This is a genomic window from Pandoraea eparura (assembly GCF_902459725.1).
Lineage (GTDB): Bacteria > Pseudomonadota > Gammaproteobacteria > Burkholderiales > Burkholderiaceae > Pandoraea > Pandoraea eparura.
This window is the reverse complement of record NZ_CABPSH010000008.1, coordinates 85469-111594: the sequence shown is the minus strand read 5'-3', so window position 1 is coordinate 111594 and position 26126 is coordinate 85469. Positions and strand designations below refer to the sequence as shown.

Genomic DNA, 26126 nt, shown 5'->3' with positions numbered 1-26126 from the left:
ACGCCGGCTTAGCCTTGCTTATGATTGCTCGTGTCCTTGGCCTGCACGTCGATGGTGGTCGAATCGCGCAGTTCCTTGGCCGCCGCCGGGTCTTCCTTGGCGGCCGGGGCACCTTCGCCCTCCTTCATGCCGTCCTTGAAGCCCTTCACGGCGCCTCCCAGGTCGCTGCCGATGTTACGCAGCTTCTTGGTGCCGAAAACCATCATCACGATCACCAGCACGATCAGCCAGTGCCAAATACTCAACGAACCCATGACCACTCTCCTTGCGTTTCCCCACCCCTGCCGCATCGCGACGAGGTCTTGTCGTGCACGATTGCCCTGGCTTCACGCCCCCTCGGACAAGCGCTCCATGTTTGCCGCCGTGTCCGCGGCAATGTGCCCCATTGTGGCACATCGCGCGTCACGTCCTGCATCGTAACCGGGCCTGACGTCGGGTAGAAATAAATGTTTCGTGAAACTGTCGCCGATGCGGGACACTTGCACGATCCGGCAGCCCTGCGCGGCAAAGCGTCGCGTCATGCCGCCAGCGGTATTCACATCCGCTTCCACGGCCGCGGCCCGGCCAGAATGTGCATGTGAAGATGATAAACCTCCTGGCCGCCGCCCGGCCCGGTGTTCATCACGACACGAAATCCGTTGCCTTCGATATTCGACGCGTCGCCGTCAAAACGATAACCCTGCTCGGCGGCCAGCTTCGGCGCGAGCAGCATCATCTTGCCCAGCAGCGCCTGATCGCCCGGCTCGCAGTCCTGCAGCGTGGCGATGTGCTTGCGCGGCACCATGAGCAGGTGCAGATCGGCGGCCGGGTTGATGTCCTTGAACACCACCACATCGTCATCGGCGTGGACCTGCGCGCTCGGGATCTGTCCGGCGATGATCTTGCAGAAGATACAGTTGTCTTGCGTCATGCGTGTGTCTTCCTCTCGAATACTCTCAGGGTTCGAAGCGCCGCCCGGCGTCGTTCAGGCGCGCGCGGCGTACATGGGCTTGTTGTCGTTCAGGTAGAGCCAGCCCTTGACGATCCGGTACAGTGCCCAGATGCCCAGCACCCAAAGGATCGCGAAGCCGACCATGACCACGGCGAGCGCCACGCCGAGCACACCCCAGACCACCGACCACCAGAACGTGCGGATCTGCCACGTGAAATGCGAAGCGTAGAGCGTGCCGGCCGCGTCGTCGCGCTTGATGTAGTTGATGATGATCGCCACGATGGCGGTCACGCCGCCCGTGAGCCAGAACAGCGCATAGAGCGCGTAGAGCACATGCGTGAGCTTGCGCAGCGCGCGCTCCTGCTCGGCACTCGGCGCATTCGGGGGCGTGGCGAGATAAGGATTGCCCGGGCTGCCGGGCGATCCGGTCGCGCCCGGGGGCTGCGAATCGTTCATGAGGCGTCTCCTCGCGTGAGCCTGCGCGGCATATCGACGATGGCGGCCGTCACGGCCGCAGGAAATCAGTCCGCGTGTTCGCCGCGGGTGCTGCGCTGCGCCTTTTCGACGAGCCCCGACAACCCTTCGCGGCGCGCCAGTTCAGCGAGCACTTCGTTCGGGCTCAGGTCGTGATGCGCGAGCAGCACCATGCAGTGAAACCACAGGTCGGCCGTCTCGTTGACGAGCTTCTGGCGCAGGTTCTCGGCCCCGCCAATGCGAATGTCCTTTGCCGCGAGCACCACTTCGGTGGCCTCTTCGCCGATCTTCTTGCAGATGGCGTCATCGCCCTTGTGGAACAGACGGGCGACGTACGACTTGTCGGGATCCGCCCCCTTGCGCGAGGCGATCACCTCGGCCACACGCTCCAGCGTATCGTTCATGGCGCTCACTTGTAGATCTTGTGCGGGTCCTTGAGCACCGGCTCGACGGTGGCCCACTGGCCATCCTCGACGCTGCCCTCGAACTTCTGGAAGAAACAGGAATGGCGACCGGTGTGGCAGGCAATGCCGTCGATCTGCTCGACCTTGATCAGCACCACGTCTTCGTCGCAATCGAGACGAATCTCGTGCACCTTCTGCACGTGGCCCGATTCCTCGCCCTTGTGCCACAGCCGCTTGCGCGAGCGCGAATAATAGACGGCCTCGCCGGTCTCGACCGTGCGCGCGAGCGCCTCACGGTTCATCCAGGCGAACATCAGCACATCGTTGCTGCCGACTTCCTGCGCAATCACGGGCACGAGGCCCTGCGCGTCCCAAGCCACCTTGTCCAGCCAATCTTGCGTCATGATCCGTCGAATTCCGTTCAGAGCCGCACCGAAATGCCCTTGTCGGCCATGAAGCGCTTCGCTTCACCGACCGTGTGCTCGCCGTAGTGGAAGATACTCGCGGCAAGCACGGCATCCGCATGGCCTTCGGTCACGCCGTTGGCCAGATCGGCCAGCGAACCCACGCCGCCCGAGGCGATCACGGGAATGCTCACGGCGTCCGACACCGCGCGCGTGAGCGCCAGGTCGAAGCCGCTCTTCGTGCCGTCGCGATCCATGCTGGTGAGCAGGATTTCGCCCGCGCCGAGGGCCTCGATCTGCTTGGCCCAGCCCACGGCGTCGAGTCCGGTGGCCTTGCGTCCGCCGTGCGTGAAGACTTCCCAGCGCGGCGCCTCGCCGTCGGCGGACACACGCTTGGCGTCGATCGCCACAACGATGCACTGCGAGCCATACTTGGCAGCCGCGTCGGCCACCAGTTGCGGATTGGCCACCGCCGACGAGTTCATGCTGACCTTGTCGGCGCCGGCGTTGAGCAGGCGGCGCACGTCGGCCACCTCGCGCACGCCACCGCCCACGGTCAGCGGAATGAAGACCTGCGCGGCCACCGCTTCGATGATCGGCAAGATGAGATCGCGTCCGTCGGAGGTCGCCGTGATGTCGAGGAACGTCAGTTCGTCGGCGCCCTGCTCGTCATAGCGGCGGGCGATCTCGACGGGGTCGCCCGCGTCGCGAAGTTCGACGAAATTGACACCCTTGACCACGCGGCCGGCCGTCACGTCCAGACACGGGATGATGCGTTTAGCGAGAGCCATGATGTTGGCAGGCGAGGCGGCCGCAGCCGTGGCCTCGCTTACGCCGCTCCTTCGGAAAGCTCGTCGGCACGGGTTTGCGCCGCCGCGAAATTCAGGTCGCCCGAGTAGATCGCGCGACCACAGATGACGCCTTCGACGCCCTCGTGTTCGACCTGGCACAGCGCATCGATATCGTTCAGGTTCGACAGCCCGCCGCTGGCAATCACCGGCACCGTCACCGCCTGTGCGAGACGCACCGTGGCCTCGATATTGATGCCCTGGAGCATGCCGTCGCGACCGATGTCGGTGTAGATGATCGACTCCACACCGTAGTCCTCGAACTTGCGCGCCAGGTCCACGACTTCGTGGCCGGTGAGCTTGCTCCAGCCGTCGGTGGCGACCTTGCCGTCCTTGGCATCCAGGCCGACGATGATGTGCCCGCCGAAGGCGCTGCACGCATCCCGGAGGAATCCGGGATTCTTCACCGCCGCCGTCCCGATGATGACGTACGACAGACCGTCATCGAGATAGCGCTCGATGGTGGCCAGGTCGCGAATACCGCCGCCCAACTGCACGGGGATATCGGCCCCGACTTCCTGAATGATGGCGCGGATGGCGGCTTCGTTGCGCGGCTTGCCGGCGAATGCGCCGTTCAAGTCCACCAGATGGAGGCGGCGCGCGCCTTGCTCGACCCAATGTCGAGCCATGGCTGCGGGTTCCTCCGAGAATACGGTGGCTTGATCCATGTCGCCTTGTTTGAGGCGTACACACTGACCGTCTTTAAGGTCGATGGCCGGGATGAGCAGCATAGGCAATCGTGAAACGTCGCTAGAGGGAGGTAAAGGGAATTCGCAAACTACGCGGGCAACATAAAACCGAGCCCAGCCTTGCCGGGCATCGGCACGTCGGGATCGGATTCATCAACATGACACACAGTATAAGCCGGGACGCGGTGCATGCTCAGAGAGACATCCGGGCGCGAGCGCGCCAAACGGGTCACGAACGGGTCACAATCAGGGCTTCCACTGCGCAAAATTGCGATACAGGGCAAGGCCGGCCTGGGCGCTCTTTTCCGGGTGGAACTGGGTCGCGAAGATATTATCTTGGGCCACCGCACAGGTAAAGGGCACCCCATAGACCGTCTCGCCAACGGTCAGCTCGGGCTTCGCGGGCACCACGTAGTAGCTGTGCACGAAGTAAAAGTAACTCTCGTCGGGCACACCGGCCCAGATCGGGTGTGGCTGCGTCTGACGCACGCGATTCCAGCCCATCTGCGGCACCTTGAAGCGCGAGCCGTCGTCCTGCACCTGGCCCTCGAGTTCGAAGCGCACCACGCGCCCCGGCAGCAGGCCGAGCGCGGGCGTGTTGCCCTCGTCCGACATGTCGAACAGCATCTGCTCGCCCACGCACACGCCGAACATCGGCTTGGACGCGGCAGCCTCGACAACCGCGTCGCGCAGGCCCGACTCGTTCAGGCAGCCCATGCAGTCGCGCATCGCACCCTGCCCCGGCAGCACCACGCGGTCGGCGGCGCGAATCTCGGCGGCGTCGCTGCTGATGCTCACATCAGCCTCCGGCGCGGCCGCACGCAGCGCCTGATAGACCGAGCGCAGGTTGCCCATTCCGTAGTCGACAATCGCAATCTTATTCATCTCAAACCCGGCAGCAGTATTTTCAAACCATCGATAATGAATTCCACGGCCAGCGCCGAGAGGATCAACCCCATCAGGCGCGTGCCGATGTTAATGCCCGTGCGCCCGAGCCAGCCTTCAAGACGTCCGGCGCTGCTCAGCGCTACCCAGCACACCGCGCCCAGGCCCACGCCGATCGCCAGAAGCATCAGGATCTGTGCCCAGCCGTGCGCACGCCCCGAGTAGATGATCACCGTACTGATCGTGCCCGGACCGGTAAGCAGCGGGATCGCGAGCGGCACCACGGCGATGTTCGGCCGCTCTTCCGCTTCGTCGCGCTCTTCCGCGGTCGAGCGCGTGTTCCCGGTCTGCGCGTTGATCATGTTGACCGCCATGAGCAACATGATGACGCCGCCGCCGACTTCAAGCGACGCGATCGAAATACCGAAGAAGCGGATGATGGCCTCACCGAACAGTCCCGAGCCGGCGACGACCAGCGCGACCGCAATCGCCGCGACATTGATCGTACGGCGCTTCTCCTCGCGCGTCTGCGACGACGTGAGGCTGATGAATAGCGGGATCGCCCCGAGCGGATTGATCAGGGCCAGCAACGAAATGAAGAACTTGAAGGCGTCGAGCGTCATAGGGGCACACGGCGCCGGCGGCCGGCCGGTCGGTGATGCGTCGCTGGGGCGCCGGCCTTGCGGGCCGGCGGGCTATCGGGCCGGCCGTGCCGACCCGTCTCGCGTTACAGGCTTCCCTTCGTGGACGGCACGACGCCCGCGGCGCGCGGATCGATCTCGACCGCCATGCGCAGCGCGCGACCGAACGCCTTGAACACCGTTTCGCACTGGTGGTGGGCGTTGATGCCGCGCAGATTGTCGATGTGCAGCGTGACGCCCGCGTGATTGACGAAGCCACGGAAAAATTCGATGGTCAGGTCGACGTCGAAATTGCCGACGCGCGCCCGCGTGAACGGCACATGGAATTCGAGACCGGGACGACCGGAGAAATCGATCACGACGCGCGACAGCGCTTCGTCGAGCGGCACATAGCTGTGGCCGTAGCGCACGATGCCCTTCTTGTCGCCGATGGCCTTGGCCACCGCCATGCCCAGCGTGATGCCGACGTCTTCCACCGTGTGGTGATCGTCGATGAAGGTGTCGCCGCGGGCTTCGACATCCATGTCGATCAGGCCGTGGCGCGCGATCTGGTCGAGCATGTGGTCCAGGAACGGCACGCCGGTATCGAGTGTCTTGCGGCCGGTGCCGTCCAGGTCGATCTTGACGCGTATTTGCGTTTCGCTGGTATCGCGAACGACTTCCGCAATGCGCATGATGGTGAGTTCTCGTCGTATGGCTTGTTAGAGTGATGCGGCCAGGGCTTCCACCATTGCCGCATTCTCCGTGGGGGTGCCGACCGTCAATCTCAGGCAATTGGCCAGCAATACGTGCATTTTACCCACGTTTTTGATCAACACCTTGCGTGCGAGCAGCCCCGCGTGGGTTTTGTCGGCATCCGGCACCCGCACGAGCAGGAAATTCGCATCGCTCGGGAACACGCTGACCCCAGGCAGCGCCGCCACGGCAGCGGCCAGCCGCGCCCGTTCGGCACGCAATTGCGCCGCCTGCGCGTCGAGCACGTCGAGGTGATCGAGCATGAATTCGGCGCAGGCCTGCGTGAGCACGTTGATGTTGTAGGGCGGACGCACCTTGTCGATCTGGTCGAGCCATTGCGCGCTGCCCGCCACGTAGCCCAGCCGGATGCCCGCGAGCCCGAGCTTCGAGACGGTGCGCATGACGAGCAGATGGGGGAACTCCGCCAGGCGCGGCATCCACGTCTTGCCGGCAAACGGCTGGTACGCCTCGTCGATCACCACGAGGCCGCGGCTGGCGGCGCGCACGAGCGTCTCGATGTCGTCGTCGGCGAACAGATTGCCCGTCGGGTTGTTCGGGTAGGCCAGATAGACCACCGCGCCCGGATGCGCCGCAATGGCGTTCAACATCGCCGGCATATCGAGCGAGAAGTCGGCGCGCAGCGGCACGCCGACGAACTCGATGCCCGCGAAGCGCGCCGACATCTCGTACATGACAAAGCCCGGCATCGGGGCGATCACGGCGGCTCCGGGGCGGGCCGTGGCCATCGCGATCATGCTGATGATCTCGTCCGAGCCGTTGCCCAGCAACAGCTTGGCGCCGGCCGGCACGCCCATCGTGCGGGCGAGCGTCTCGAGCAGCGCCTGCGGACGCGGCGCCGGGTAACGATTGAGCGCCACGTCGGCCAGGCGCAGCCCCAGCGCGCTGCGCAATGCCGGCGGCAGGCCGTATGGATTCTCCATGGCGTCGAGCTTGAGGAAACCGCTGGCGTCAGGCACGGCGTAGGGGCTCATGGCGAGCACATCGGAGCGGATCACTTGGTCGACGGACATGGCAGTAGAGGAGAATCGGGCGGAATCAGGCGGAATCAGGCGGAATTGCGCGAAGTCGTTCGGGATCGTTCAAAAAGGCTCAGTTGAAGGCGAATGTCAGCCGCCCGGCATCCGCACCATCGATCTTGACGATGCACCGGCGGCCGGTCTCCACACTGCCGAGGGCATCGGTAATGCGTTGCAACCGCACGCCGGTCTGCCAGGACAGCGCCTGCGCCACCGCCGGACTCACGCGCGCGGGCGCGGCTTCGGGCTCGCACCGCATGGCCACCAGGCGGTTGCCAACGCGTCCGAACAGGCCATGGGCAACTTCTTCGTCCGTGCCACGCAGCGCTGTTTTCCCGCCAAGCCGCAACACGTAGATGTCATTGTCGAACGCCTGACGGCTCACGCATACGGTCATGCGCTCGACGGACGTACCTTCGAACGTGGCGTGCTGGCAATATTGTCCGGCGGCGTAGGCCGACGCACTGGCCGCCATCCCAAGGGCGAGCGCGGCACTCGCTCGCCGCACCGCCCGCACGAGGCGCACGGGCAGCGACGAAAACGGCGATGCAAACGGCGATGCGGAACCCGCGAGGGCGCCCAGGCGACGCCGAGCGGCGGCCGACGTCGTTGGACAATACGCGGGCCGCAGGGCGTCGTCGCGCATGTCAGGACTCGCGATGCAGACGGTATTCGGCGCTGCGCGCATGCGCTTGCAGGCCTTCGCCGTAAGCCAGTTCCGCGGCGATCTCGCCGAGCATGCGGGCACCGCCTTCGCTCACTTCGATCAGGCTCGAACGCTTGATGAAGTCGTACACGCCCAGCGGCGACGAGAAGCGTGCCGTGCGCGAGGTCGGCAGCACGTGGTTGGGACCGGCGCAGTAATCGCCCAGGCTCTCGCTCGTGAACTTGCCGAGGAAAATCGCCCCGGCGTGGCGAATCCTGTCGCCCCACTGCTGCGGAGTCTCGGCCGAGATCTCGAGGTGCTCCGGCGCGATCACGTTGGCGATCTCGCACGCTTCGGCCATGTCGCGCACCTTGATCAGCGCACCGCGACCGCGCAGCGAGGCAGCGATCACGTCGCGACGCGGCATCTCGTCGATCTGGCGCTCGAGCGAAGCATGCACGCGCGCGAGGTACGCGGCGTCCGGACACAGCAGGATCGACTGCGCGAGTTCGTCGTGTTCGGCCTGCGAGAACAGGTCCATGGCGACCCAGTCGGGATCGGTCGTGCCGTCGCAAATAACGAGAATTTCGGACGGCCCGGCGATCATGTCGATGCCGACGGTGCCGAACACGCGGCGCTTGGCGGCGGCCACGAAAGCGTTGCCCGGGCCGACGATCTTGTCGACGGCCGGCACCGTCGCGGTGCCGTAGGCCAGCGCCGCCACCGCCTGCGCGCCGCCGATGGTGAACACGCGATCCACCCCGGCGATTTGGGCGGCGGCGAGCACCAGCGGGTTCTGCACGCCATCCGGCGTGGGCACCACCATGACGATCTCTTTCACGCCCGCCACCCGCGCGGGAATGGCGTTCATCAACACCGACGACGGATACGCGGCCTTGCCGCCCGGCACGTAGATGCCCACGCGGTCGAGCGGCGTGACCTTCTGGCCCAGCACCGTGCCGTCCGGCTCGGTGTATTGCCAGCTATGGCTGCCGCACTCGATGCGCTGCTTCTCGTGATAGGCGCGCACGCGGGCCGCCGCGGCTTCGAGCGCCGCGCGACGCTTCGGCTCGAGGCTCTCCAGCGCTGCCGCCAGCGCGTCGGCGCTCAGCTCCAGCGCCGCCATGTCAGGCGCGCTCAGACGGTCGAACTTGTTGGTGTATTCGATGACGGCCGCGTCGCCTCGCGACTTCACGTCGGCGAGAATGTCAGCCGCCGCACGATCGATGGCGGCGTCTTCGCTCGCCTCGAACGCCAGCACATCGCGAAGTTGCGTCGCGAAGCCTTCAGCGGAGGAATCGAGTTTGCGAATATCGAGTTTCATGCTGTTTGCCGGGAGGCCTGCTCGAAGGCATCCAGAATAGGCTGCAACGACTCACGCTTCAACTTGAGTGCAGCCTGATTGATCACGAGGCGCGACGAGATCTCCATGATCTCCTCCACTTCCACCAGATTGTTGGCCCGCAGCGTGCCGCCGGTACTCACCAGATCGACGATCGCGTCGGCCAGGCCCACGAGCGGACCCAGCTCCATCGAGCCGTACAGCTTGATCAGGTCGACGTGCACGCCCTTGGCCGCGAAGTGCTCGCGCGCCGTCTGCACGTACTTGGTTGCCACGCGCAAGCGCGCTCCCTGACGGACGGCATTCGCGTAATCGAAGCCCTTCGGTACCGCTACAGACATGCGGCAACGCGCAATGTTCAAATCGATCGGCTGATACAGACCGCCGCCGCCGTGCTCGATGAGCACATCCTTGCCGGCCACACCGAAGTCGGCGGCACCATATTGCACATAGGTCGGCACGTCGGTCGCGCGCACGATGATGACCTGCAGGTTCGGATCCGTCGTCGGCAGAATCAGCTTGCGCGAGGTCTCCGGGTCTTCCGTGACTTCGATGCCGGCGGCCGCCAGCAATGGCAGCGTCTCCGTAAAGATACGCCCTTTCGAGAGCGCCAGCGTCAGCGGTTGAGCGAGCGGCTGGGCGGGCTTGGCGGAACTCATGCAATGTCTCCCTGGCGCGCTTGAACGCGCCGGATTCGCGCGCCCACGGCGCACAACTTGGCCTCGATGCGATGATAGCCGCGATCGAGGTGATGAATACGGTCGACGAGCGTGCGGCCCTCGGCCGTCAGACCCGCGACGATCAAACTGGCGGAAGCACGCAGGTCGGTCGCCATCACATGCGCACCCGACAGGCGATCCACGCCGGAAATGCGCGCCGTGTTGCCGTCGATGCCGATATTCGCGCCCAGACGCGTCAACTCCTGCACGTGCATGAAGCGGTTCTCGAAGATCGTTTCGACGACCTGGGACGCCCCGTCGGCCACGCAATTGAGCGCCATGAACTGGGCCTGCATGTCGGTCGGGAACGCCGGATACTCCGACGTCCGGAAACTGACCGCCCGCGCGCGCCGATCCATCGACACGCGCAGCCAATCCGCACCTGCCGTCACGTTCGCGCCGGTTTCGCGCAGCTTCTCGATCACGGCATCGAGCGTGCCCGGCACCACGCGATGCAGCGTGATATCGCCGCGCGTGGCCACGGCCGCGCACAGGAACGTGCCGGCTTCGATCCGGTCGGGCACGACATCGTGCGTTGCGCCGCTCAGGCGCGGCACGCCGATCACCACCAGACGATCCGTGCCGATGCCGTCGATCTTCGCGCCCATCTTCACGAGCAGTTCGGCCAGGTCCGTCACTTCGGGTTCGCGTGCGGCGTTGGCGAGCACGGTGACGCCGTCGGCCAGCGTGGCCGCCATGAGCAGGTTTTCGGTGCCCGTGACGGTGATCATGTCGGTCACGAGCGTCTCGCCGCGCAGACGCGTTGCCTTGGCGACGATGTCGCCGTGCGTCAGCGTGATCTCGGCGCCCATCGCCTGCAGGCCCTTGATGTGCTGATCGACCGGCCGCGCCCCGATCGCGCAGCCGCCGGGCAGCGACACGCGCGCCTCGCCGCAACGGGCCAGCAGCGGGCCGAGCACAAGAATCGACGCCCGCATGGTCTTCACGAGGTCGTACGGGGCCGCCGGTTCGGTGATCTGCGACGCGTCGAGCGTCACCGATTCGCCGTGACGCTCGACCTTCACGCCCATGCGCGCGAGCAGCGTCAGCATGGTGCGCACGTCGTGCAGATCGGGAACATTGCCGAGCACCAGCGGCTCGGACGTGAGCAGGCACGCACACAGAATCGGCAGGGCCGCGTTCTTGGCACCCGACACGGTAATCTCGCCCGCCAGCCGCTCGCCGCCCTCGATCACCAGATGGTCGGCGCCCATGCGCTCGCCGGCGGCGGTCTCGCCGTTGCCGGCGACGCCGGCGCTTTCTTGCGTAATCCTCATTGCGCCTGATACTCCGCCGGCGTGAGGGTCTTCATGGACAGCGCGTGAATTTCCGCCTTCATGCGATCGCCCAGCGCGGCGTACACGAGCTGGTGGCGCGCGATGAGGCGCTTGCCGGCGAATTGCTCGCTCACGATGGTTGCATAGAAGTGCTGGCCATCGCCTTCGACGGCCACGTGCTCGCAAGCCAGACCGGCTTCGATGTACTGTTTGATTTGTTCGGGGGTGGGCAGCATGGCCGATCCTAGAGAAGTTCAGTGACGCAATTTATAGCCACGGCGCAGCAAATTCAGCGCCACGGTTGCGAGTATCAGAAAAGTCGCACCCACAACGGCAAGGCTGGTCTGCGGGGCAACGTCGGACACGCCGAAGAAGCCATAGCGGAACCCGTCGATCATGTAGAAGAACGGGTTGAAGTGCGAGACAGCCTGCCACAGCGGCGGCAGCGAGTGAATCGAGTAAAACACGCCCGCGAGGAACGTCGCCGGCATGATCAGGAAGTTCTGGAACGCCGCGAGCTGGTCGAACTTCTCCGCCCAGATGCCCGCGATCAGACCCAGCGTGCCGAGAATCGCCGCCCCGAGGAACGCGAAGCCGACGATCCACAGCGGCGCCGCAAACGTCAGATGCGTGAACGTCACCGTCACCGCGAAGACCCCTGCGCCCACGCACAGCCCGCGCACGACGGCGGCGAGCACGTAGGCGCCGAACATCTCCCAGTGCGACAGCGGGGGAAGCAGCACGAACACCAGGTTGCCGGTGATCTTGGACTGGATCAGTGACGACGAGCTGTTCGCGAACGCGTTCTGCAACACGCTCATCATGACCAGACCCGGCACGAGAAACGACGTGTACGTGATCTGGTCATAGACCTTCACGCGATCTTCGAGCACATGGCCGAAGATCATCAGATACAGCAGCGCGGTGAGCACCGGCGCGGCCACGGTCTGGAAGCTGACCTTCCAGAAGCGCAGCACCTCCTTGTAGAACAGCGTGCGGAATCCGACCCATGCGCCGATCATGCTGCCACCTCCTGCGCACGCGAACCGGACATGATCTGCACGAACACGTCTTCGAGGTCGGCCTTCTGAATGTCGATGTCCTCGACGATGCAGCCTGCCGCCCGGCAGGTGGCGAGAATCGATTCCACTTCGTCGCAGCCCGCCAGACGCAGCGCGAACTGCGGCCCGCTCGTGTCCTGCGCGTCGACCAGCAACGGACGCAGTGCGTCGGGCAACGTGCCCTGCTTGAAGCGCAGCACGAGACGCGTGCCCGCGAAACGTTGCAGCAGCGATGCCGTGCGCTCAAGCGCCACGACTTCGCCGCGCTTGAGCATGGCGATGCGGTCGCACAGCGCTTCCGCTTCTTCGAGGTAATGGGTGGTCAGCACAATGGTGTGGCCTTCGCGGTTCAGGCGCGAGATGAATTTCCAGAGCGTCTGGCGCAGTTCGACGTCGACCCCGGCGGTCGGCTCGTCGAGCACGATGACCGGCGGGCGATGCACGAGCGCCTGCGCGACAAGCACGCGCCGCTTCATGCCGCCCGAGAGCTGGCGCATGTTCGCGTCGGCCTTGTCGGTCAGGTCGAGGTTCGCCATCACTTCGTCGATCCAGTCGTCGTTGCGCGTCAGACCGAAGTAGCCGGACTGGATACGCAGCGTTTCACGCACGGAGAAGAACGGATCGAAGACGAGTTCCTGCGGCACCACGCCGAGCTTGCGGCGGGCATTGCGGTAGTCGCGCACTACGTCGTGGCCGAGCACGCTGATGTCGCCGGCATCCGCGCGCGCGAGACCCGCGAGAATACTGATCAGCGTGGTCTTGCCGGCGCCGTTCGGACCGAGCAGACCGAAGAATTCTCCTTCTTCGATCGAAAAACTGACGCCTTTGAGCGCCTGCAGCGCCTGATAGCGTTTTTTGACGTGACGGATTTCGATGGCGGCCATGGACTGCACGCACCCGCCTTGGCAGGTACGCCATATAGATTCTCCGGCCACGGCGGCTCGTGGGCGCCGACCGCTGGGATCGCGGCAGCAGCCATCGCGGCGGCGCGGGTGCCCGGATGAGGGTAACTGCCCAAAAGTCGGCAGAAAGCCTGTGATTATAAAGGAAGCTGGTGGCGGCCGTGTTCACCCCGGCCACGCGGCCCGGCGGCGCCGGTGACGCGCGTCATGCCGGTGGCGCATGGCGTTCGGCCGCCGTCACGGCATGGCACATAAAAAAAGCGCCGTTGCGAGACGGCGCTTTCCTGCGGGGCACAGTCCGGCCAGTCGAATCAGCTCGAGAGCAGATGGTCGACGCCGTACACCAGCGCAAGGCTGGCCAGCCCCGTCGGCAGGTTAGTGAACGCCAGCGTCGAACCCCGCCGAACCGCGTGGCGGCGCAGGGCCAGCAACACGGCGAGCGCCGACGAGTCGAATTGCTTCAGCCCGGCGCAATCGATCTGGGTCTCGCCCGCGTCGATGCGATCGATGGCCTGCGCAAGGACGTCGCCGGCGGTGTCGTGCGTGAGGTCGGTCTGCAACGCGAGCATGCGCTTACTTGCCGCCTGCCAGTTGCTGGTTGCGCTGCGTCAGAAACTGAATCAGGCCATCGACGCCCGACTTGTTGACCTGCTCGGCGAACTGGTTGCGATACGTCTGGATGAGCCAGGCACCCAGCACGTTCAGGTCATACAGCTTCCATTCGCCGCTGGCGGTCTTGTACAGACGGTAGTCGAGTTCGATCGGCTGACCGTTGTTGATCACGTCGGTGTAGACCACGGCGTCGGTGTCGCCCGGCTGACCACGGAACGGCTTGTAGTTGACCTGCTGATCACGAATCTGGGCGATGGCGCCCGCGTACGTGCGCAACAGCAGCGTCTTGAATTGCTCGGTCAGTTGCTGGCGCTGCTGCGGCGTGGCGTTGCGCCATGCGGCGCCGGTCGCCAGTTGCGTCGTCTTCGCGAAGTCGGCGTGCGGCAGGATCTTCTGCTCAACCAGCTTGGTGATGCTGTTCAGATCGCCTTTCTGGATGTTCGGATCGGTCTTGGCCGCGGCCATCACTTCGCTGACGGTCTGCTTGACCAGCACGTCGGGGGCCTGCGCCTGCGCCACGGCGGCGCCAGCGGCGGTGTACGTCATCAAAGCCATGACGGGAATGAGCCAGAACTTCTTCATTGTGGACTTCCTCTTTCGAGTGACAGGTGTTGCGGGATTGGATACCCGCGTTGCGTCTGGAGTTCTCGGAATGCCGGCAGTGTCGTGTAACAAACTGTTGCCCGACAGGGCTGCCGACAGCGCCCCGCCTTGCGGGGCGCTCAGTGTCATCGATCGGAATCGAGACGGTGCGGTCGGCGATTCGCGCCGATCAACGACGGAACGGCAGGCCGCCCGGCACAATCTTGCCCGGCACGGGCGAGCCCTGCGGCGCGTCCGGTTCGGCTTGAACGCCCGACGCCGGTGCGGCCGGCTTCGGCTGCACATTCGCGCCATTCGCACCATTCGCCGAGCCGTCGTCCTCTTCGTAATTCGGCAGCGCGGCGTTGCCCGCGGCCCCGCCGTTGATCAGGTACTTGCGGCGCGCCAGATAAGCATCGCGCGTGAACGAGTACGGATCGAGGGCAGCCGCTTCGAGCAGGTTGGAGGCGTCGAGCAGGTTCGCCCGCGTATTCACAATGCGAACGCCGTAGATCGAATAGCTCACCCAATTCGGATTGATATACGACGTCGGGTCGATGAACATGTTGCCGGCCAGGCCGACGCTGTCGCGCACCGTGCTCGGGCCGAGCACCGGCAGCACGAGGTACGGGCCATCGGGCACGCCCCACTTGCCGAGCGTCACGCCGAAATCCTGGCTGTGCTTGGGCAACCCGGCGGGCGTGGCGAAGTCGACCAGACCGCCTACCCCCAGGAAGGTGTTGATCGTCAGGCGCATCAAGTCCTGCACGGCGGCCGTGACTTCGAGCTGAAGCAGGTTGTTGGCGAAGTTGTACACATCGCCCACGTTCGAGAAGAAGTTCGTGACCATGTCGCGCGCCGGTTGCGGCACCGCGAAGCGGTAGCCCTTGGCCACCGGCGTCATGACCGTCTTGTCGAGCGTGTCATTGAACGTGTACATCGAACGGTTGAACCCTTCGATGGGGTCTGCGGGACTCGGGTTCGTGACAGTCGAGCAACCGGCCAGCGCCATCGCGCCGGCGGCCAGCACTGCCGAAGTACGGATGCGGGTCATCTCTTTTATTTTCCTTGGGTTACCGTTGCCGCCCCTGGCGCCGGCACGGCAGACGGTGCTGCCGGCGCCGCGGCAGCCGATGCCCCGCCCGCTTGGGCGCCCCCGGCATCTGCCGCCTTGTTGTACAGGAACTGGCCGATCAGGTTTTCCAGCACGATCGCCGATTGCGTGAGCGTGATCGTATCACCCGCCTTGAGCATCTGATCGTCACCGCCGGCTTCCAGCCCGATGTATTGCTCACCGAGCAAGCCCGACGTCAGTATCTTCGCCGACGAGTCCTTCGGGAAGTGATACTGCGAATCGATGTTGAGCGTCACGTTGGCCACGTAGCGCTTGTCGTCGAACTGGATCGACGCCACGCGCCCCACCACGACGCCCGCGCTCTTGACCGGCGCGCGCGGCTTGAGGCCGCCGATGTTGTCGAAGCGCACCGTCACCGGGTACGAGCTCGAGAACGACAGCGAGCTCATGTTGCCCACCTTGAGCGCGAGGAACAGCAGCGCTGCGAAGCCGAGAACCACGAACAGGCCAACCCAGAAGTCGAGGGGGTGTTTTTTCATTGTGTCAGTGTGCGCAAACTGTCTGTCGATGTCTTGGCGGGCACGCGGGCCCGTCAGCTGAACATGAGGGCCGTAAGCAGGAAGTCGAGGCCGAGCACCGCAAGCGACGCCTGCACCACCGTGCGGGTAGTCGCACGCGACACGCCTTCCGGCGTCGGTTGCGCCTCGAACCCCTGGTACAGGGCGATAAAGGTGACGGCAATGCCGAACACGATGCTCTTGATAACGCCGTTGGCGACGTCCGACCACACGTCCACGCCGCCTTGCATCTGCGACCAGAACGCGCCGGGGTCCACGCCGATCAACTTCACGCCGACCAGGTAACCGCCGAAAACGCCCACCGCCGAGAAGATCGCCGCGAGAATCGGCATGGCGATCACCCCCGCCCAAAAACGCGGGACCACCACGCGCGCGATCGGATCGATCGCCATCATTTCCATGGCCGTCAATTGCTCACCCGCCTTCATCAGGCCGATTTCAGCCGTGAGCGAAGTGCCCGCGCGTCCTGCAAACAGCAAGGCGGTGACCACCGGCCCCAGCTCGCGCACCAGCGACAGCGCCACGAGCAGACCCAGCGCCTGCTCCGAGCCGTACCGGTTGAGCGTGTAATAGCCCTGCAGGCCCAGCACGAAGCCGACGAACAGCCCCGAGACCGCAATGATCACAAACGAAAAGTTGCCGACGAAGTGAATCTGGTCGGTCACCAGACGCGGCCGGCGCAGCATGGCGCCGCTCGACGCCAGCACGCGCAGGAACATGCGGGCGCCATATCCCAGGCGCTCGACATGGCCGCGAACAAAACTGCCGAGGGTCGTGATCATGCACGCGCTCCCATCCCGAAATCGTCCGCAAGCGGCGGCGCGGGATACTGAAATTTCACGGGGCCGTCCGGCTGCGCGTCGATGAACTGGCGCACCGTCGGGTCGTTCGAGGCGCGCAGTGCCTCCGGCGTGCCCTCCGCCCCGATTCGGCCTTCGCTGATGAAGTAGATGTAGTCGGCGATGGCAAAGGTCTCCGCAACATCGTGCGAAACAATGATCGACGTAGCACCCAGCGCGTCGTTGAGCTTGCGGATCAGATTCGCGGTGATGCCCAGCGAAATCGGGTCCAGCCCCGTGAACGGCTCGTCGTACATGACGAGATCGGGGTCGAGCGCAATCGTGCGCGCCAGCGCCACACGGCGCGCCATCCCGCCTGAAATCTCGGCAGGCTTCATGTCTCGCGCGCCTCGCAGGCCCACGGCATTGAGCTTCATGAGCACGAGATCGCGAATGAGCGCGTCGCTGAGCCGGGTGTGTTCGCGCAGCGGGAACGCCACGTTGTCGAACACCGTCATGTCGGTGAAAAGCGCGCCGAACTGGAACAACATGCCCATGCGGCGACGCAGGCGGTACCAACCAGCGTGATCGAGCGTCGCAACGTCAGTCCCGTCGAAATCAACGGTGCCCTGGCTCGCATGGACGAGCCCGCCGATCAAGCGCAGCACCGTCGTCTTGCCGCAGCCGGAACCGCCCATCACCCCGATAACCTTGCCGCGGGGAAACCGCATATTCAATCCGGAAAGCACCAGACGTTCGCCGTAACCGAAGCTGACGTCGCGCAATTCGAGCAAATTTTCCGGATTCGAGGTAGACACGTTTCGGGTCTTATAGTGCGGCGCAAAACGCCAATTATAGGGGGGAATGCCGATTGATGCCGCCCAACGGCGATGAGCGGAATCGAGGATCGGCGCTGCCCCGCGGCATTCTACAGGGCCGGCGCGTGTTCGCCTTGCCGCGCCCCAACCGTCACAACAGACAAAAAACGTAACGGCAGCAAGGACTTATCGAGACCTTCCGGGTATGAGTGTTGCGTCGTTGCTACAATACCTTGTTTCACGCAATAACTCGTTGCCCCGAATGCCCCGCCCCATCCAAACGCCTTTCGGCTCCCTTCAGACGCAATCTACGGACGAACTCGATTTTCGGATTCGTCCGATGCAATCCTCCGATATTCCCCAAGTCCTGACGGTACAGGCGGCGGCGTATCGCGGTTCGATGCAGGAATCGGAGGCGACGCTGGCCTCGCGTCACGAGTTGTCGCCGGCCACGTGTTGGGTCGCAGTGGACGCCGGCACGACGAATGCCGCCGTGGCCGGCTATCTACTCACGCACCCGTGGCGCATGGCCGCGCCACCGCCACTGGATACCCGCCTCGACGCGCTGCCCGATGTGCCCGACTGCTGGTACGTGCACGACATGGCGCTCGCCCCTCGCACACGCGGGGCGGGGGTGGCTCGCCAGTTGTACGCGGCCGCCCTCGCATCGGCGCAATCGCTGGGGTTGCGGGCGTCAGCCCTTGTGGCAGTGCAGCAATCGCAAGGCTTCTGGGCACGCTTCGGATATGCCGCAATGCGCGACGTCTCACCGCAGATGGCCGCAAAGCTGGCCGGCTACGGCGATGGCGCCGTGTTCATGACACGCTTGCTGTAACGGCCCGCCGGCGTGCTGGGCATCACGCCCGTTGCGCGAAGGCCCGCTGCATCCCCTTGACGGCCGCCGCCACATCGACGGCCTGCGTGACGGCGCGCACTACGGCCGCACTGGCCACGCCGGTGTCCAGCACTTGCGCGAGGTTATCGGCGTCGATGCCACCAATCGCGACGAGCGGATAATGCGGCGCGATGAGCTTCACATACCGCGCCAGCTTGGCCAGCCCCTGCGGGGCGGTTGCGATCACCTTGGTCGTCGTCGGAAACACGGCCCCCACGGCCAGATAGCTCGGCCGGAAGTGATGCGCCGCCAGAATCTCGTAGTAGCCGTGCGTGCTGATGCCCAGCCGCATGCCCGTCACCCACAGCGCCGCAACCTCGTCGGCGGACAGCGCCGCCATATCTTCCTGACCGAGATGCACGCCATAGGCGCTCGCTTGCGCGGCTTCGCGCCAATGGTCGTTGATGAACCATGCGCTGTCGTGCGTCACACGCCGCCCCGCGGCCACCGTCCGCTCGATCTCCGAGCGCAGCGCCGGATACGCGGGGTCCTTGATCCGCAACTGCACGGTGCCGACTTGAAGATCGGCCATGCGCTCGCACGCGTCGGCGCTCGGCAACACCGGGTACAGGCCGAGGCGCGAAGGGCACGCCGGGAAGCGGCCAGGCGACGGCGCCTGGCCGAGCACGACCGGGAAGGTCTCGAGCACCGTCGGCCAGGCCCCCAGCGTGTCGGCATCCTCCGCTCGGGCATGACTGCCGTCGGTGCGCCACGCGCGAGCGAGCACAAGCGCGTCGTGCGGCGCAAACCCGCAGTCGAGAAACGCGGCAAATGCGGGGAAGAAGGCCGGATCGTCCGCGCCCGCGACACGATAAACGGCATCGCGGGTGTACAAGGTGTCTTCCACCTGCCCCGCCGCCAACGCATGCGAGCAAAGGACAACGGCACCCGCCGCGCGCCACGCGTCGATCTGCGCGGAGGTTTCGGTTCCAGGCACACGCGGCAGCGAGATCGGCCACCAGATCACATCCCCCGCGCCGGCGCTGTCAGGCGTCTGCGCATGCACACGCCAACCGGGTGTCGCCGGGTCGTCGGGCCACGGCGCGAGACGCGCGCGGATGTCGGCGGCGGCCTGACGCCAGGCTTTTGCGAGGCGTGCCTCGGCCGGCAGGCATTGCACATGAGACAGTGTGGCGGCGCCGGTATGCGTCGTCATGACGATTCCTGGTGGGTGAGGCGGTGCGCCGCAGCGCTGGAATTCAAGCGAGCCATCCTCGGACATCAAGCGCCCGTCTGATGCCAGAACGGCACCCCAACGACCGGCGTGCTGGCTTCGGCACTCTCGCGCTCGGCCATCGGCCCCGCGAGCCATGCCGCGCGGCCCGCCCTGATCGCAGCGGCGAACGCACCGGCCATCTCCACCGGCTGCGCGGCGAGTGCCACGGCCGTGTTGAGCAGCACGCCGTCGAAGCCCCACTCCATCACCTGACACGCGTGCGACGGCAGCCCCAGGCCCGCGTCGACAATGAGTGGCGTATGTGGCAGACGGTCGCGCAGCAGTCGCAAGCCATACGGATTGATCACCCCCTTGCCGGTGCCGATCGGTGCGCCCCACGGCATCAGCGCCTGGCAGCCGACATCGAGCAGACGGCGGCAAAGCACCAAGTCTTCCGTGCAATACGGCAGCACCTTGAAGCCGTCGCGAATCAATTGCTCGGCGGCCGTCACCAGACCGAAGGGGTCCGGCTGAAGCGTGTAGTCGTCGCCGATCAGTTCGAGCTTGATCCAGTCGGTCTCGAAGACTTCGCGCGCCATTTGCGCCGTCGTCACCGCTTCCTGCACCGAATGGCAGCCCGCCGTATTGGGCAACACCGGCACCGCGAGGCGGCGCAGCGTTTCCCAGAAATGGCCTTCCGAGGCCTGCGCTCCGGTGCCCGAGAGCTGGCGGCGCAACGCCACCGTCACCATGCCCGGACGGGCGGCGTCGATGGAATCATTGAGCGCCTGCAGCGACGGATAACGCGCCGTGCCAAGCAGGAAGCGGCTGCCGAAGCGCGTGTCGTACAGCGTGAGCGCGTCGCGCACGCTGCCTGCGGCCACATTGGCCGATTCGGTGAATGCGTTCATGTCAGCCTCCCGCCACCGGTTGCACAACATCGATCTTGTCGCCGTGCGCAAGCGCGCGCGCGGCGTATTGCGACTTGGGCACGAATTGCCCATTGATCGCGGCGGCGAACGGCGGTTTGGCGCCGTAGGCGGCGAGCGCCTCGGCCAGCGTTGCCGCATCGGCCACACTCAGCGTCTGTTGATTGATATGGATATCCATCGTGTCCCTCCCCTCTCATGCCTGACGGAACAGATCCGGCCACGGCCGGCCCGCCCGCCACGTCTCCCAGTCGAACGCTTGCCCAATGCCCATCGGCGCGCCCGTTGTTTGCATCAATGCCTGCGCCAGCGCGCAAGCCTCTCCCGTGACCGCCGGCGCGAGCAGATAGCCGTGCCGGTACAAACCGTTCACGCGCAGCACTCGCGCACCATCCCACTGCACCCGCGGCAGATGATCAGGCAATGCCGGACGGCAGTTGACATTCAGCTCGACAATGCGCGCCTCGCCGAATGCCGGGTTCAGCGAATGCGCCGCCGAGAGCAGTTCGAGCGCGGAGCGCACGGTCATCGGCGACATGTCTTCCGACTCGAGTTCGGTCGCGCCGATCACATACAGATCGTTTTCCTTGGGCGCGATGTAGATTGGATAGCGCGGATGCAGCAACCGCACCGGCCGGCGCAGGCCGATGCCCGGCGCGTGAATTCGCACCACCTCGCCGCGCACACCGCGTAGCTGCGTAAGCGCGGCGCGCGCGCCCAACCCGCGGCAATCGATGACAAGACCGGCGTCCGGATACGCGCCCTCGGCGATCTCGGTATGCCAATGCAGCGCCGCCCCCGCCTTCGCGAGGCCAGCCGCCAGCGCGCGCAACAGTTGACGGTTATCGAGTTGGCCTTCGTTCGGCAGCCACCAGCCTTCCTGGAAACGTCCCGCCAGCGCGGGCTCGACGTCGGCCAACTGCGCGCCCGACACGTGGCGAACGCCATCGCGCAGCAACGCCGGCGGGGCATTGGCCCGCATGCGGCGATCGAACATCACCGCTTCGGCGCGATCGGGCTGATGCCACACGACGAGTGTGCCGTTGCGTTGGAAGAAGACGGGCTCGGGCAGACCGTCGATCAATGCCGGCCAACGCTCCAGGCCGACGGCGCCCATCTCGACGATGCTCGGCTCCGCCACGACCGCCTCGGCCAAGGGGGCCAGCATGGCGGCCGCGACCCAGCCGGCGGCCGCCGACCCATCGGCATCGCCGCGCTCGTAGAGCGCCACGCGCGCGCCTGCGCGAATCAGTTGCCACGCGAGAAGGCGCCCGGCCAGGCCGCCGCCCAGCACCGCGACGTCGGGACGCAAAGCGGAGGAAGTGCAGGAGGAGACGCTCATACGCGAACTGCCGCGCAAGCCGGAACGGCGCGCAGGCACTCGGTGACCAGCGAAGGAAGACTCGCGGACGAGGTCGCAGACGTCGATACAAATGTCGTTGCGGCGAGCGTCGCAGGGAGAATCTCAGAGATAAGCGCAGGAATCTGCGGAAGGCAGCGCATGGGGTCCTTTCCTCACGAAAGCAAAAGGACGAAACGGTGTTGAACACCTTACCCCACTGGAGTAGTCGGAAACTTCCCACGCCGGTATTACCCGGGTCGGGTGCAAAGGGTCTCTCTCAGCCCCGCGTCATATGATTACGCATGGTCAACGCCAGCGTACGACACGGAGCACCCCTGTTTCGCCCGCAGCCATTACAACATAGATGCCGATGCCCGTGCAAGCTGGAGTCCCGGACGGTTGCACGCGCGATGCGTCTCGTTTTTTGACGAATCCCCCAAGGCGTGTAACCCCACGTAAACTGAATTTCGACGTGACAGGCGCTCCGAGCCGGAAATCGTGCAACGCACCCGCCGGAACTGCGGTCAAATGCGCCGTCGACCCCAATAACACGTTGCATTTTTGCGGCAAGCCCGCCAGACGATCATGGCTCACACGCCGATGTCTTCCCTGCCTCCCAAGGTGCCGCCGGCCGGCGACACCCCCCCCCCGGCGCCCAAGCCACCGAAGCACCCCACCGCGTGGCAGCTGATCCGGCCCTACTGGGCGTCCGAAAAACGCTGGGAGGGGCGTCGCCTGCTCGCGCTTGTCGTGGCGCTCAACCTTGCCGTCGTGTTCATCAATGTGCGCCTGAACGCGTGGAACGCGGGCTTTTACGATGCCCTCGACAAGCGTAACTGGCCCGTGTTCAAGTCATCGCTGATGGAATTCGCGGTTCTCGCGTTCAGTTTCATCGTCATCGCGACGTTCCGCACCTACTTCCGCCAGATGCTCGAAATCCGCTGGCGCCAGTGGGTCACCGATGCCAACCTGTCGAAGTGGTTCACACAGCAGGCCTATTACCGCATCGAGCGCGATCATCTGGCGGACAACCCCGACCAACGTATCTCGGAAGACATCCGCACGCTCGTCAGTTCCTCGCTGGCGCTGTCGCTCGATTTACTGACGACACTGGTCTCGCTGTTCTCGTTCATCACCATTCTCTGGACGATCTCGGGCGCGGTGTCGTTCGTGCTGGGCGGCATGAACGTGACGATTCCCGGCTACATGGTCTGGGTCGCCGCGCTCTACGCGCTCGTGGGGTCATTCTTCATCTTCAAGGTCGGTCGCCCGCTCGTGGGGCTGAGCTATCGTCAGCAGCAGGTAGAAGCGGATTTCCGTTTTCTGCTGGTGCGTCTGCGCGAGTCGGCGGAGCAGGTCGCGCTCTATCGCGGCGAACGGGCCGAGTTGTCGCGGCTGACGTCGGCCTTCGGGGCCGTGCGCGACAACTGGTGGCAGATCATGGTCGTGACGAAGCGACTGATCTTCGCGAACTCGATCTATGGACAGATCGCCATCGTGTTCCCGATCGTGGCAGCCGCACCGCGCTACTTTGCCGGGGCGTTCACGCTCGGCGTGCTCATGCAGATCATCGGGGCGTTCGGGCAAGTGAGCGATGGTTTTTCATGGTTCGTGAACAGCTTCTCGACCTTGGCCGACTGGAAAGCGACGATCAACCGGCTGCGCGAATTCACGCGAGTGATCGACGCACCGCCGCACGCGCCGGCCACGGGAGGCATTGCACTCGTGACGACCGCCAGCTCGCCCTCGGCCGCCTTCACGGCCATCGATCTGCGCCTCGCGCTGCCCGACGGCGCGCCGCTCGCGGTGGCCGGATCGTTTGCCTTCGCCCCCGGCTCGCGCTGGCTCATTCGTGGCCGTTCGGGCTGCGGCAAAAGCACCATGCTGCGCGCGCTGGCCGGCCTGTGGCCGTTCGGCAGCGGACGCATCGAGGTTCCCGCCGACGCGCGCGTGCTGTTCCTCTCACAACAAAGTTATCTGCCGATCGACACACTGAAGGCTGCACTGGCATTTCCTTCGCATGCCGATGCATTTACCGACGACGAATGCCGTGATGTGCTGAGCGCCGTCAGCCTCGACTCGTATCGCGGCGAGTTGCTGAGCGTCGCTCACTGGGCGCGCCGTCTGTCCGGCGGCGAGCAACAACGGCTCGCCGCCGCGCGCGCGTTGCTGCAGAAACCCGATTACCTGTTCCTCGACGAAGCGACCAGCGCGCTCGACGTGGAAACGGAGGAGGCCGTGTATGAAGCGCTGCATGCGCGTCTACCAGGTACCACAATGGTCAGCGTGGCGCATCGGGAAACGCTCAGTCGTTTCCATCAGCACACCATGACGCTGCATGCCGTGGGTGACGTCGCGCCGCCACGGGCGGTCGGGGCGGCGTAGCCCGTCGACATATCGACAGGGCATCGCCCCAGGGACTCACGCAGCGCTACGCCAGCGCGCGCTCGGGCCGGTACGCCACCTCCGGCAATCCCTGCACGCCGCAACGCACGGCAAACACGTGGCCATCCTGTTCGGTCGCGCCGGTGGCCGGACGGATCGACGTGACGAACAACGTGTCGAAGTCGCGCCCGCCGAAGGCACACATTGACGGCTTCGACACGGGCAACACGACCTCGCGGTCCAGCACGCCCGCAGGCGTGAAGCGCAGCAGGCGGCTGCCGTCGTTGGCACACGTCCAGTAGGCGCCGTCGGCGTCGACGGCCGCGCCGTCCGGGCGGCCCGGGTAGTCATGCATGTCGACGAACAGCCGCTGCCCGCTGATCGCCCCGTTATCGGCATCGAAGTCGAACGCCCACACGCGACGGCGCGTCGGGTGCGAATCGCTCAGGTACATCGTGCGGCTGTCCGGCGAGAAGCCCAGGCCGTTCTGCGTCACCAGGCCCTTCACCCGCGGCGCGGACAGACGGCCTTGCGCGTCGAAGCAAAAGAGCGCGCCCGCGTCGCTCGCAAGCGACATATCCTGCACCATCGTGCCCGCCCAGAAACGGCCCTGACGATCGCAGCGTCCGTCGTTGAAACGCATGTCCGGCAACGGGAACACCGGCGCGGCCACGCGCTGCCAATCGGATGCCGCCAGCGTGCCCGACGGCCCGAGCCGCGCCGCGAACAGCCCGGTTTCACAACCCGCCAGCAACATCCCCGAGGCGTCGAACGTAAAGCACGCGATCTGCTCGGGAAATGTCCATTGACGGTGCTCACCGTCGGCGGGCGTCACGCAATGCAGTTGCTTCGCGGGGATGTCCACCCAATAGAGCGCCTGCTCCTCGGCTCGCCACAATGGGCTTTCACCGACAGCATGCGGCGTCTGTCGCGAGGGTTCAAGCCGTTCGATCGACACGCTCATGCGTTGGGCTCCATCGGCCCCAGCAGCACGAACGGCCCACCCTGATAGCGCTGCGTGACGTCGTCCATCCGTTGATCGGGTGCCTGCAACGGAAACAGGCCGGCGAATTCGGCCGAGCTGTCTTGCGCGCGAAAGCCGAGGAACGCCGCCTTCGTGTTGTCGACCCACAGTGTCGGGTTGTTCGACACGCCGTAGACGATGGCATGGCCCACGCGATTCGTGAACAGCGAGCAACGCACGAGTTCGACGAAATCGCGATAGCTCAGATACGTGACCATCATGCGCGGATTCTTCGGTTGCTCGAACGACGAGCCGATGCGCAGGCACACGGTCTCCAGACCGAAGCGATCGAAGTAGTAGCGCGACAGGTCTTCACCGAAGCATTTCGAGATGCCGTACATGCTGTCCGGACGGTGCGGCGCGTCGACATCGAGCACTTCCGTCACGGGATGGAAACCGACCGCGTGATTCGAACTGGCGTAGACGATGCGCTTTACACCCTGCTTCTGCGCCGCGCTGTAGACGTTGTACATGCCGAGAATATTGGCTTGCATGATGTCGTCGAACGGCGCCTCGACGGAGATGCCGCCCAGATGCACCAGCGCATCGACGCCTTCGAGCAACGCATGCACGGCGGCGCGATCCGCCAAATCGACCTGCATGGCTTCTTCGTGCGGCGCATCGGCCGTGAGAGGCACGATGTCGCTCACGCGCACGATATCCGCCCACTCGGCGAGCTTGCCACGCAATTGCTTGCCAAGATTGCCTGCCGCGCCGGTCAGCAGCAGACGGCGGAAAGGTTTGCTGGATGTCTGGCTCATATCACTCCTTGTTCATCGGTAGATCGCCATGCACGCAACGGTGTATCGCCACATCAACACCTGCGCCGTGTCGCCATCGACCATGACGTTCATGGCTCGCATGGAGAGGCATCCTACGTCAGACGATGTACGATGACAATGGTCGTTTGCCCGGTTTACGGAGAATCCCTAGTCGTTCGCGTGATGCGCCACGTT

Annotated in this window: 32 protein-coding genes and 1 riboswitch; of the genes, 2 read left to right on the top strand and 30 right to left on the bottom strand. The window is 65.2% G+C overall.

Annotation, left to right across the window (positions count from 1 at the left end):
* Nucleotides 1–8 precede the first annotated feature (8 nt).
* From tatA to PEP31012_RS16195, 24 genes are all read right to left on the bottom strand, one after another.
* Nucleotides 9–254 carry a Sec-independent protein translocase subunit TatA gene (tatA, locus tag PEP31012_RS16310; protein WP_150590362.1) on the bottom strand — a complete coding sequence of 82 codons (246 nt, stop codon included), beginning with the start codon at nucleotides 252–254 and terminating at the stop codon, nucleotides 9–11.
* Between the two features lie 281 nt (nucleotides 255–535).
* Complete coding sequence (locus tag PEP31012_RS16305; protein WP_150590361.1) at nucleotides 536–910, bottom strand: histidine triad nucleotide-binding protein; 375 nt, start codon at nucleotides 908–910, stop codon at nucleotides 536–538.
* A gap of 54 nt (nucleotides 911–964) precedes the next feature.
* Entirely contained in the window at nucleotides 965–1387 is a 423-nt protein-coding gene (locus PEP31012_RS16300) for a DUF4870 family protein (protein WP_246171336.1), read from the bottom strand.
* Between the two features lie 65 nt (nucleotides 1388–1452).
* The gene (locus tag PEP31012_RS16295) at nucleotides 1453–1809 is read right to left on the bottom strand and encodes a phosphoribosyl-ATP diphosphatase (RefSeq protein WP_150590360.1); all 357 of its coding nucleotides are present in this window, start codon (nucleotides 1807–1809) and stop codon (nucleotides 1453–1455) included.
* 5 nt (nucleotides 1810–1814) lie between these two features.
* Nucleotides 1815–2213 carry a phosphoribosyl-AMP cyclohydrolase gene (hisI, locus tag PEP31012_RS16290; protein WP_150590359.1) on the bottom strand — a complete coding sequence of 133 codons (399 nt, stop codon included), beginning with the start codon at nucleotides 2211–2213 and terminating at the stop codon, nucleotides 1815–1817.
* 17 nt (nucleotides 2214–2230) lie between these two features.
* Nucleotides 2231–3004, bottom strand: coding sequence for an imidazole glycerol phosphate synthase subunit HisF (gene hisF, locus PEP31012_RS16285; protein ID WP_150590358.1), 774 nt, complete (start codon nucleotides 3002–3004; stop codon nucleotides 2231–2233).
* Nucleotides 3005–3042: 38 nt separating this feature from the next.
* Nucleotides 3043–3792, bottom strand: coding sequence for a 1-(5-phosphoribosyl)-5-[(5-phosphoribosylamino)methylideneamino]imidazole-4-carboxamide isomerase (gene hisA / locus PEP31012_RS16280; RefSeq protein WP_150590357.1), 750 nt, complete (start codon nucleotides 3790–3792; stop codon nucleotides 3043–3045).
* A 204-nt stretch (nucleotides 3793–3996) separates the two neighbouring features.
* On the bottom strand, nucleotides 3997–4635 hold the full coding sequence (gene hisH, locus PEP31012_RS16275) for an imidazole glycerol phosphate synthase subunit HisH (protein ID WP_150590356.1): 639 nt from the start codon (nucleotides 4633–4635) through the stop codon (nucleotides 3997–3999).
* Nucleotides 4632–5258: a MarC family protein gene (locus tag PEP31012_RS16270; RefSeq protein ID WP_017234572.1), complete on the bottom strand. Its 627-nt coding sequence runs from the start codon at nucleotides 5256–5258 to the stop codon at nucleotides 4632–4634. Before PEP31012_RS16270 ends, hisH begins: the two co-directional genes overlap by 4 nt.
* Before the next feature lie 104 nt (nucleotides 5259–5362).
* Entirely contained in the window at nucleotides 5363–5950 is a 588-nt protein-coding gene (gene hisB / locus PEP31012_RS16265) for an imidazoleglycerol-phosphate dehydratase HisB (RefSeq protein WP_150590355.1), read from the bottom strand.
* A gap of 27 nt (nucleotides 5951–5977) precedes the next feature.
* Nucleotides 5978–7042 carry a histidinol-phosphate transaminase gene (gene hisC / locus PEP31012_RS16260; RefSeq protein ID WP_150590354.1) on the bottom strand — a complete coding sequence of 355 codons (1065 nt, stop codon included), beginning with the start codon at nucleotides 7040–7042 and terminating at the stop codon, nucleotides 5978–5980.
* A 79-nt stretch (nucleotides 7043–7121) separates the two neighbouring features.
* Nucleotides 7122–7694, bottom strand: a complete 573-nt coding sequence (locus PEP31012_RS16255) for a hypothetical protein (RefSeq protein WP_150590353.1) — start codon at nucleotides 7692–7694, stop codon at nucleotides 7122–7124.
* Nucleotide 7695: 1 nt separating this feature from the next.
* Nucleotides 7696–9018: a histidinol dehydrogenase gene (gene hisD / locus PEP31012_RS16250; protein WP_150590352.1), complete on the bottom strand. Its 1323-nt coding sequence runs from the start codon at nucleotides 9016–9018 to the stop codon at nucleotides 7696–7698.
* Nucleotides 9015–9695, bottom strand: coding sequence for an ATP phosphoribosyltransferase (gene hisG / locus PEP31012_RS16245; protein ID WP_150590351.1), 681 nt, complete (start codon nucleotides 9693–9695; stop codon nucleotides 9015–9017). The genes hisD and hisG overlap by 4 nt, the downstream gene beginning before the upstream one ends.
* The gene (gene murA, locus PEP31012_RS16240) at nucleotides 9692–10969 is read right to left on the bottom strand and encodes a UDP-N-acetylglucosamine 1-carboxyvinyltransferase (protein ID WP_174978267.1); all 1278 of its coding nucleotides are present in this window, start codon (nucleotides 10967–10969) and stop codon (nucleotides 9692–9694) included. Before murA ends, hisG begins: the two co-directional genes overlap by 4 nt.
* Before the next feature lie 59 nt (nucleotides 10970–11028).
* Entirely contained in the window at nucleotides 11029–11268 is a 240-nt protein-coding gene (locus PEP31012_RS16235; RefSeq protein WP_150590349.1) for a BolA family protein, read from the bottom strand.
* Between the two features lie 18 nt (nucleotides 11269–11286).
* The gene (locus tag PEP31012_RS16230) at nucleotides 11287–12054 is read right to left on the bottom strand and encodes an ABC transporter permease (RefSeq protein ID WP_150590348.1); all 768 of its coding nucleotides are present in this window, start codon (nucleotides 12052–12054) and stop codon (nucleotides 11287–11289) included.
* A complete protein-coding gene (locus tag PEP31012_RS16225) occupies nucleotides 12051–12977 on the bottom strand; it encodes an ABC transporter ATP-binding protein (RefSeq protein ID WP_150590347.1) in 927 nt (308 codons plus the stop codon). Before PEP31012_RS16225 ends, PEP31012_RS16230 begins: the two co-directional genes overlap by 4 nt.
* 329 nt (nucleotides 12978–13306) lie before the next feature.
* Nucleotides 13307–13564, bottom strand: a complete 258-nt coding sequence (locus PEP31012_RS16220) for an STAS domain-containing protein (protein WP_150590346.1) — start codon at nucleotides 13562–13564, stop codon at nucleotides 13307–13309.
* 4 nt (nucleotides 13565–13568) lie between these two features.
* Nucleotides 13569–14189 carry an MlaC/ttg2D family ABC transporter substrate-binding protein gene (locus PEP31012_RS16215; RefSeq protein ID WP_150590345.1) on the bottom strand — a complete coding sequence of 207 codons (621 nt, stop codon included), beginning with the start codon at nucleotides 14187–14189 and terminating at the stop codon, nucleotides 13569–13571.
* A 190-nt stretch (nucleotides 14190–14379) separates the two neighbouring features.
* Nucleotides 14380–15243: an MlaA family lipoprotein gene (locus PEP31012_RS16210; RefSeq protein ID WP_150590344.1), complete on the bottom strand. Its 864-nt coding sequence runs from the start codon at nucleotides 15241–15243 to the stop codon at nucleotides 14380–14382.
* A gap of 5 nt (nucleotides 15244–15248) precedes the next feature.
* Nucleotides 15249–15803 carry an outer membrane lipid asymmetry maintenance protein MlaD gene (mlaD, locus tag PEP31012_RS16205; protein WP_150590343.1) on the bottom strand — a complete coding sequence of 185 codons (555 nt, stop codon included), beginning with the start codon at nucleotides 15801–15803 and terminating at the stop codon, nucleotides 15249–15251.
* Nucleotides 15804–15856: 53 nt separating this feature from the next.
* Nucleotides 15857–16624 (bottom strand): lipid asymmetry maintenance ABC transporter permease subunit MlaE, encoded by a 768-nt coding sequence (gene mlaE, locus PEP31012_RS16200; RefSeq protein ID WP_150590342.1) that lies wholly within the window; start codon nucleotides 16622–16624, stop codon nucleotides 15857–15859.
* The gene (locus PEP31012_RS16195; RefSeq protein WP_150590341.1) at nucleotides 16621–17439 is read right to left on the bottom strand and encodes an ABC transporter ATP-binding protein; all 819 of its coding nucleotides are present in this window, start codon (nucleotides 17437–17439) and stop codon (nucleotides 16621–16623) included. Before PEP31012_RS16195 ends, mlaE begins: the two co-directional genes overlap by 4 nt.
* Nucleotides 17440–17779: 340 nt before the next feature.
* On the opposite strand from PEP31012_RS16195, the gene PEP31012_RS16190 reads away from it, so the two are divergent.
* On the top strand, nucleotides 17780–18274 hold the full coding sequence (locus PEP31012_RS16190) for a GNAT family N-acetyltransferase (RefSeq protein WP_174978263.1): 495 nt from the start codon (nucleotides 17780–17782) through the stop codon (nucleotides 18272–18274).
* Nucleotides 18275–18296: 22 nt separating this feature from the next.
* On the opposite strand, the gene PEP31012_RS16185 is transcribed toward PEP31012_RS16190, so the two are convergent.
* The 4 genes from PEP31012_RS16185 to PEP31012_RS16170 form a co-directional block, all read right to left on the bottom strand.
* Nucleotides 18297–19490 carry a thiamine phosphate synthase gene (locus PEP31012_RS16185; protein ID WP_150590339.1) on the bottom strand — a complete coding sequence of 398 codons (1194 nt, stop codon included), beginning with the start codon at nucleotides 19488–19490 and terminating at the stop codon, nucleotides 18297–18299.
* A gap of 65 nt (nucleotides 19491–19555) precedes the next feature.
* Complete coding sequence (locus PEP31012_RS16180; protein WP_150590338.1) at nucleotides 19556–20401, bottom strand: thiazole synthase; 846 nt, start codon at nucleotides 20399–20401, stop codon at nucleotides 19556–19558.
* 1 nt (nucleotide 20402) lies between these two features.
* Nucleotides 20403–20600 carry a sulfur carrier protein ThiS gene (gene thiS / locus PEP31012_RS16175; RefSeq protein ID WP_150590337.1) on the bottom strand — a complete coding sequence of 66 codons (198 nt, stop codon included), beginning with the start codon at nucleotides 20598–20600 and terminating at the stop codon, nucleotides 20403–20405.
* A gap of 15 nt (nucleotides 20601–20615) precedes the next feature.
* Nucleotides 20616–21761 (bottom strand): FAD-dependent oxidoreductase, encoded by a 1146-nt coding sequence (locus tag PEP31012_RS16170; protein ID WP_150590336.1) that lies wholly within the window; start codon nucleotides 21759–21761, stop codon nucleotides 20616–20618.
* Nucleotides 21762–21978: 217 nt separating this feature from the next.
* Nucleotides 21979–22108: riboswitch (TPP riboswitch) on the bottom strand.
* Nucleotides 22109–22361: 253 nt separating this feature from the next.
* Between PEP31012_RS16170 and PEP31012_RS16165 the strand changes: the two genes are divergently transcribed.
* The gene (locus tag PEP31012_RS16165; RefSeq protein WP_174978262.1) at nucleotides 22362–24146 is read left to right on the top strand and encodes an ABC transporter ATP-binding protein/permease; all 1785 of its coding nucleotides are present in this window, start codon (nucleotides 22362–22364) and stop codon (nucleotides 24144–24146) included.
* Nucleotides 24147–24192: 46 nt separating this feature from the next.
* On the opposite strand, the gene PEP31012_RS16160 is transcribed toward PEP31012_RS16165, so the two are convergent.
* Nucleotides 24193–25110, bottom strand: coding sequence for an SMP-30/gluconolactonase/LRE family protein (locus tag PEP31012_RS16160; RefSeq protein WP_150590335.1), 918 nt, complete (start codon nucleotides 25108–25110; stop codon nucleotides 24193–24195).
* Nucleotides 25107–25931 carry an NAD-dependent epimerase/dehydratase family protein gene (locus tag PEP31012_RS16155; protein ID WP_150590334.1) on the bottom strand — a complete coding sequence of 275 codons (825 nt, stop codon included), beginning with the start codon at nucleotides 25929–25931 and terminating at the stop codon, nucleotides 25107–25109. Before PEP31012_RS16155 ends, PEP31012_RS16160 begins: the two co-directional genes overlap by 4 nt.
* Between the last annotated feature and the right edge of the window lie 195 nt (nucleotides 25932–26126).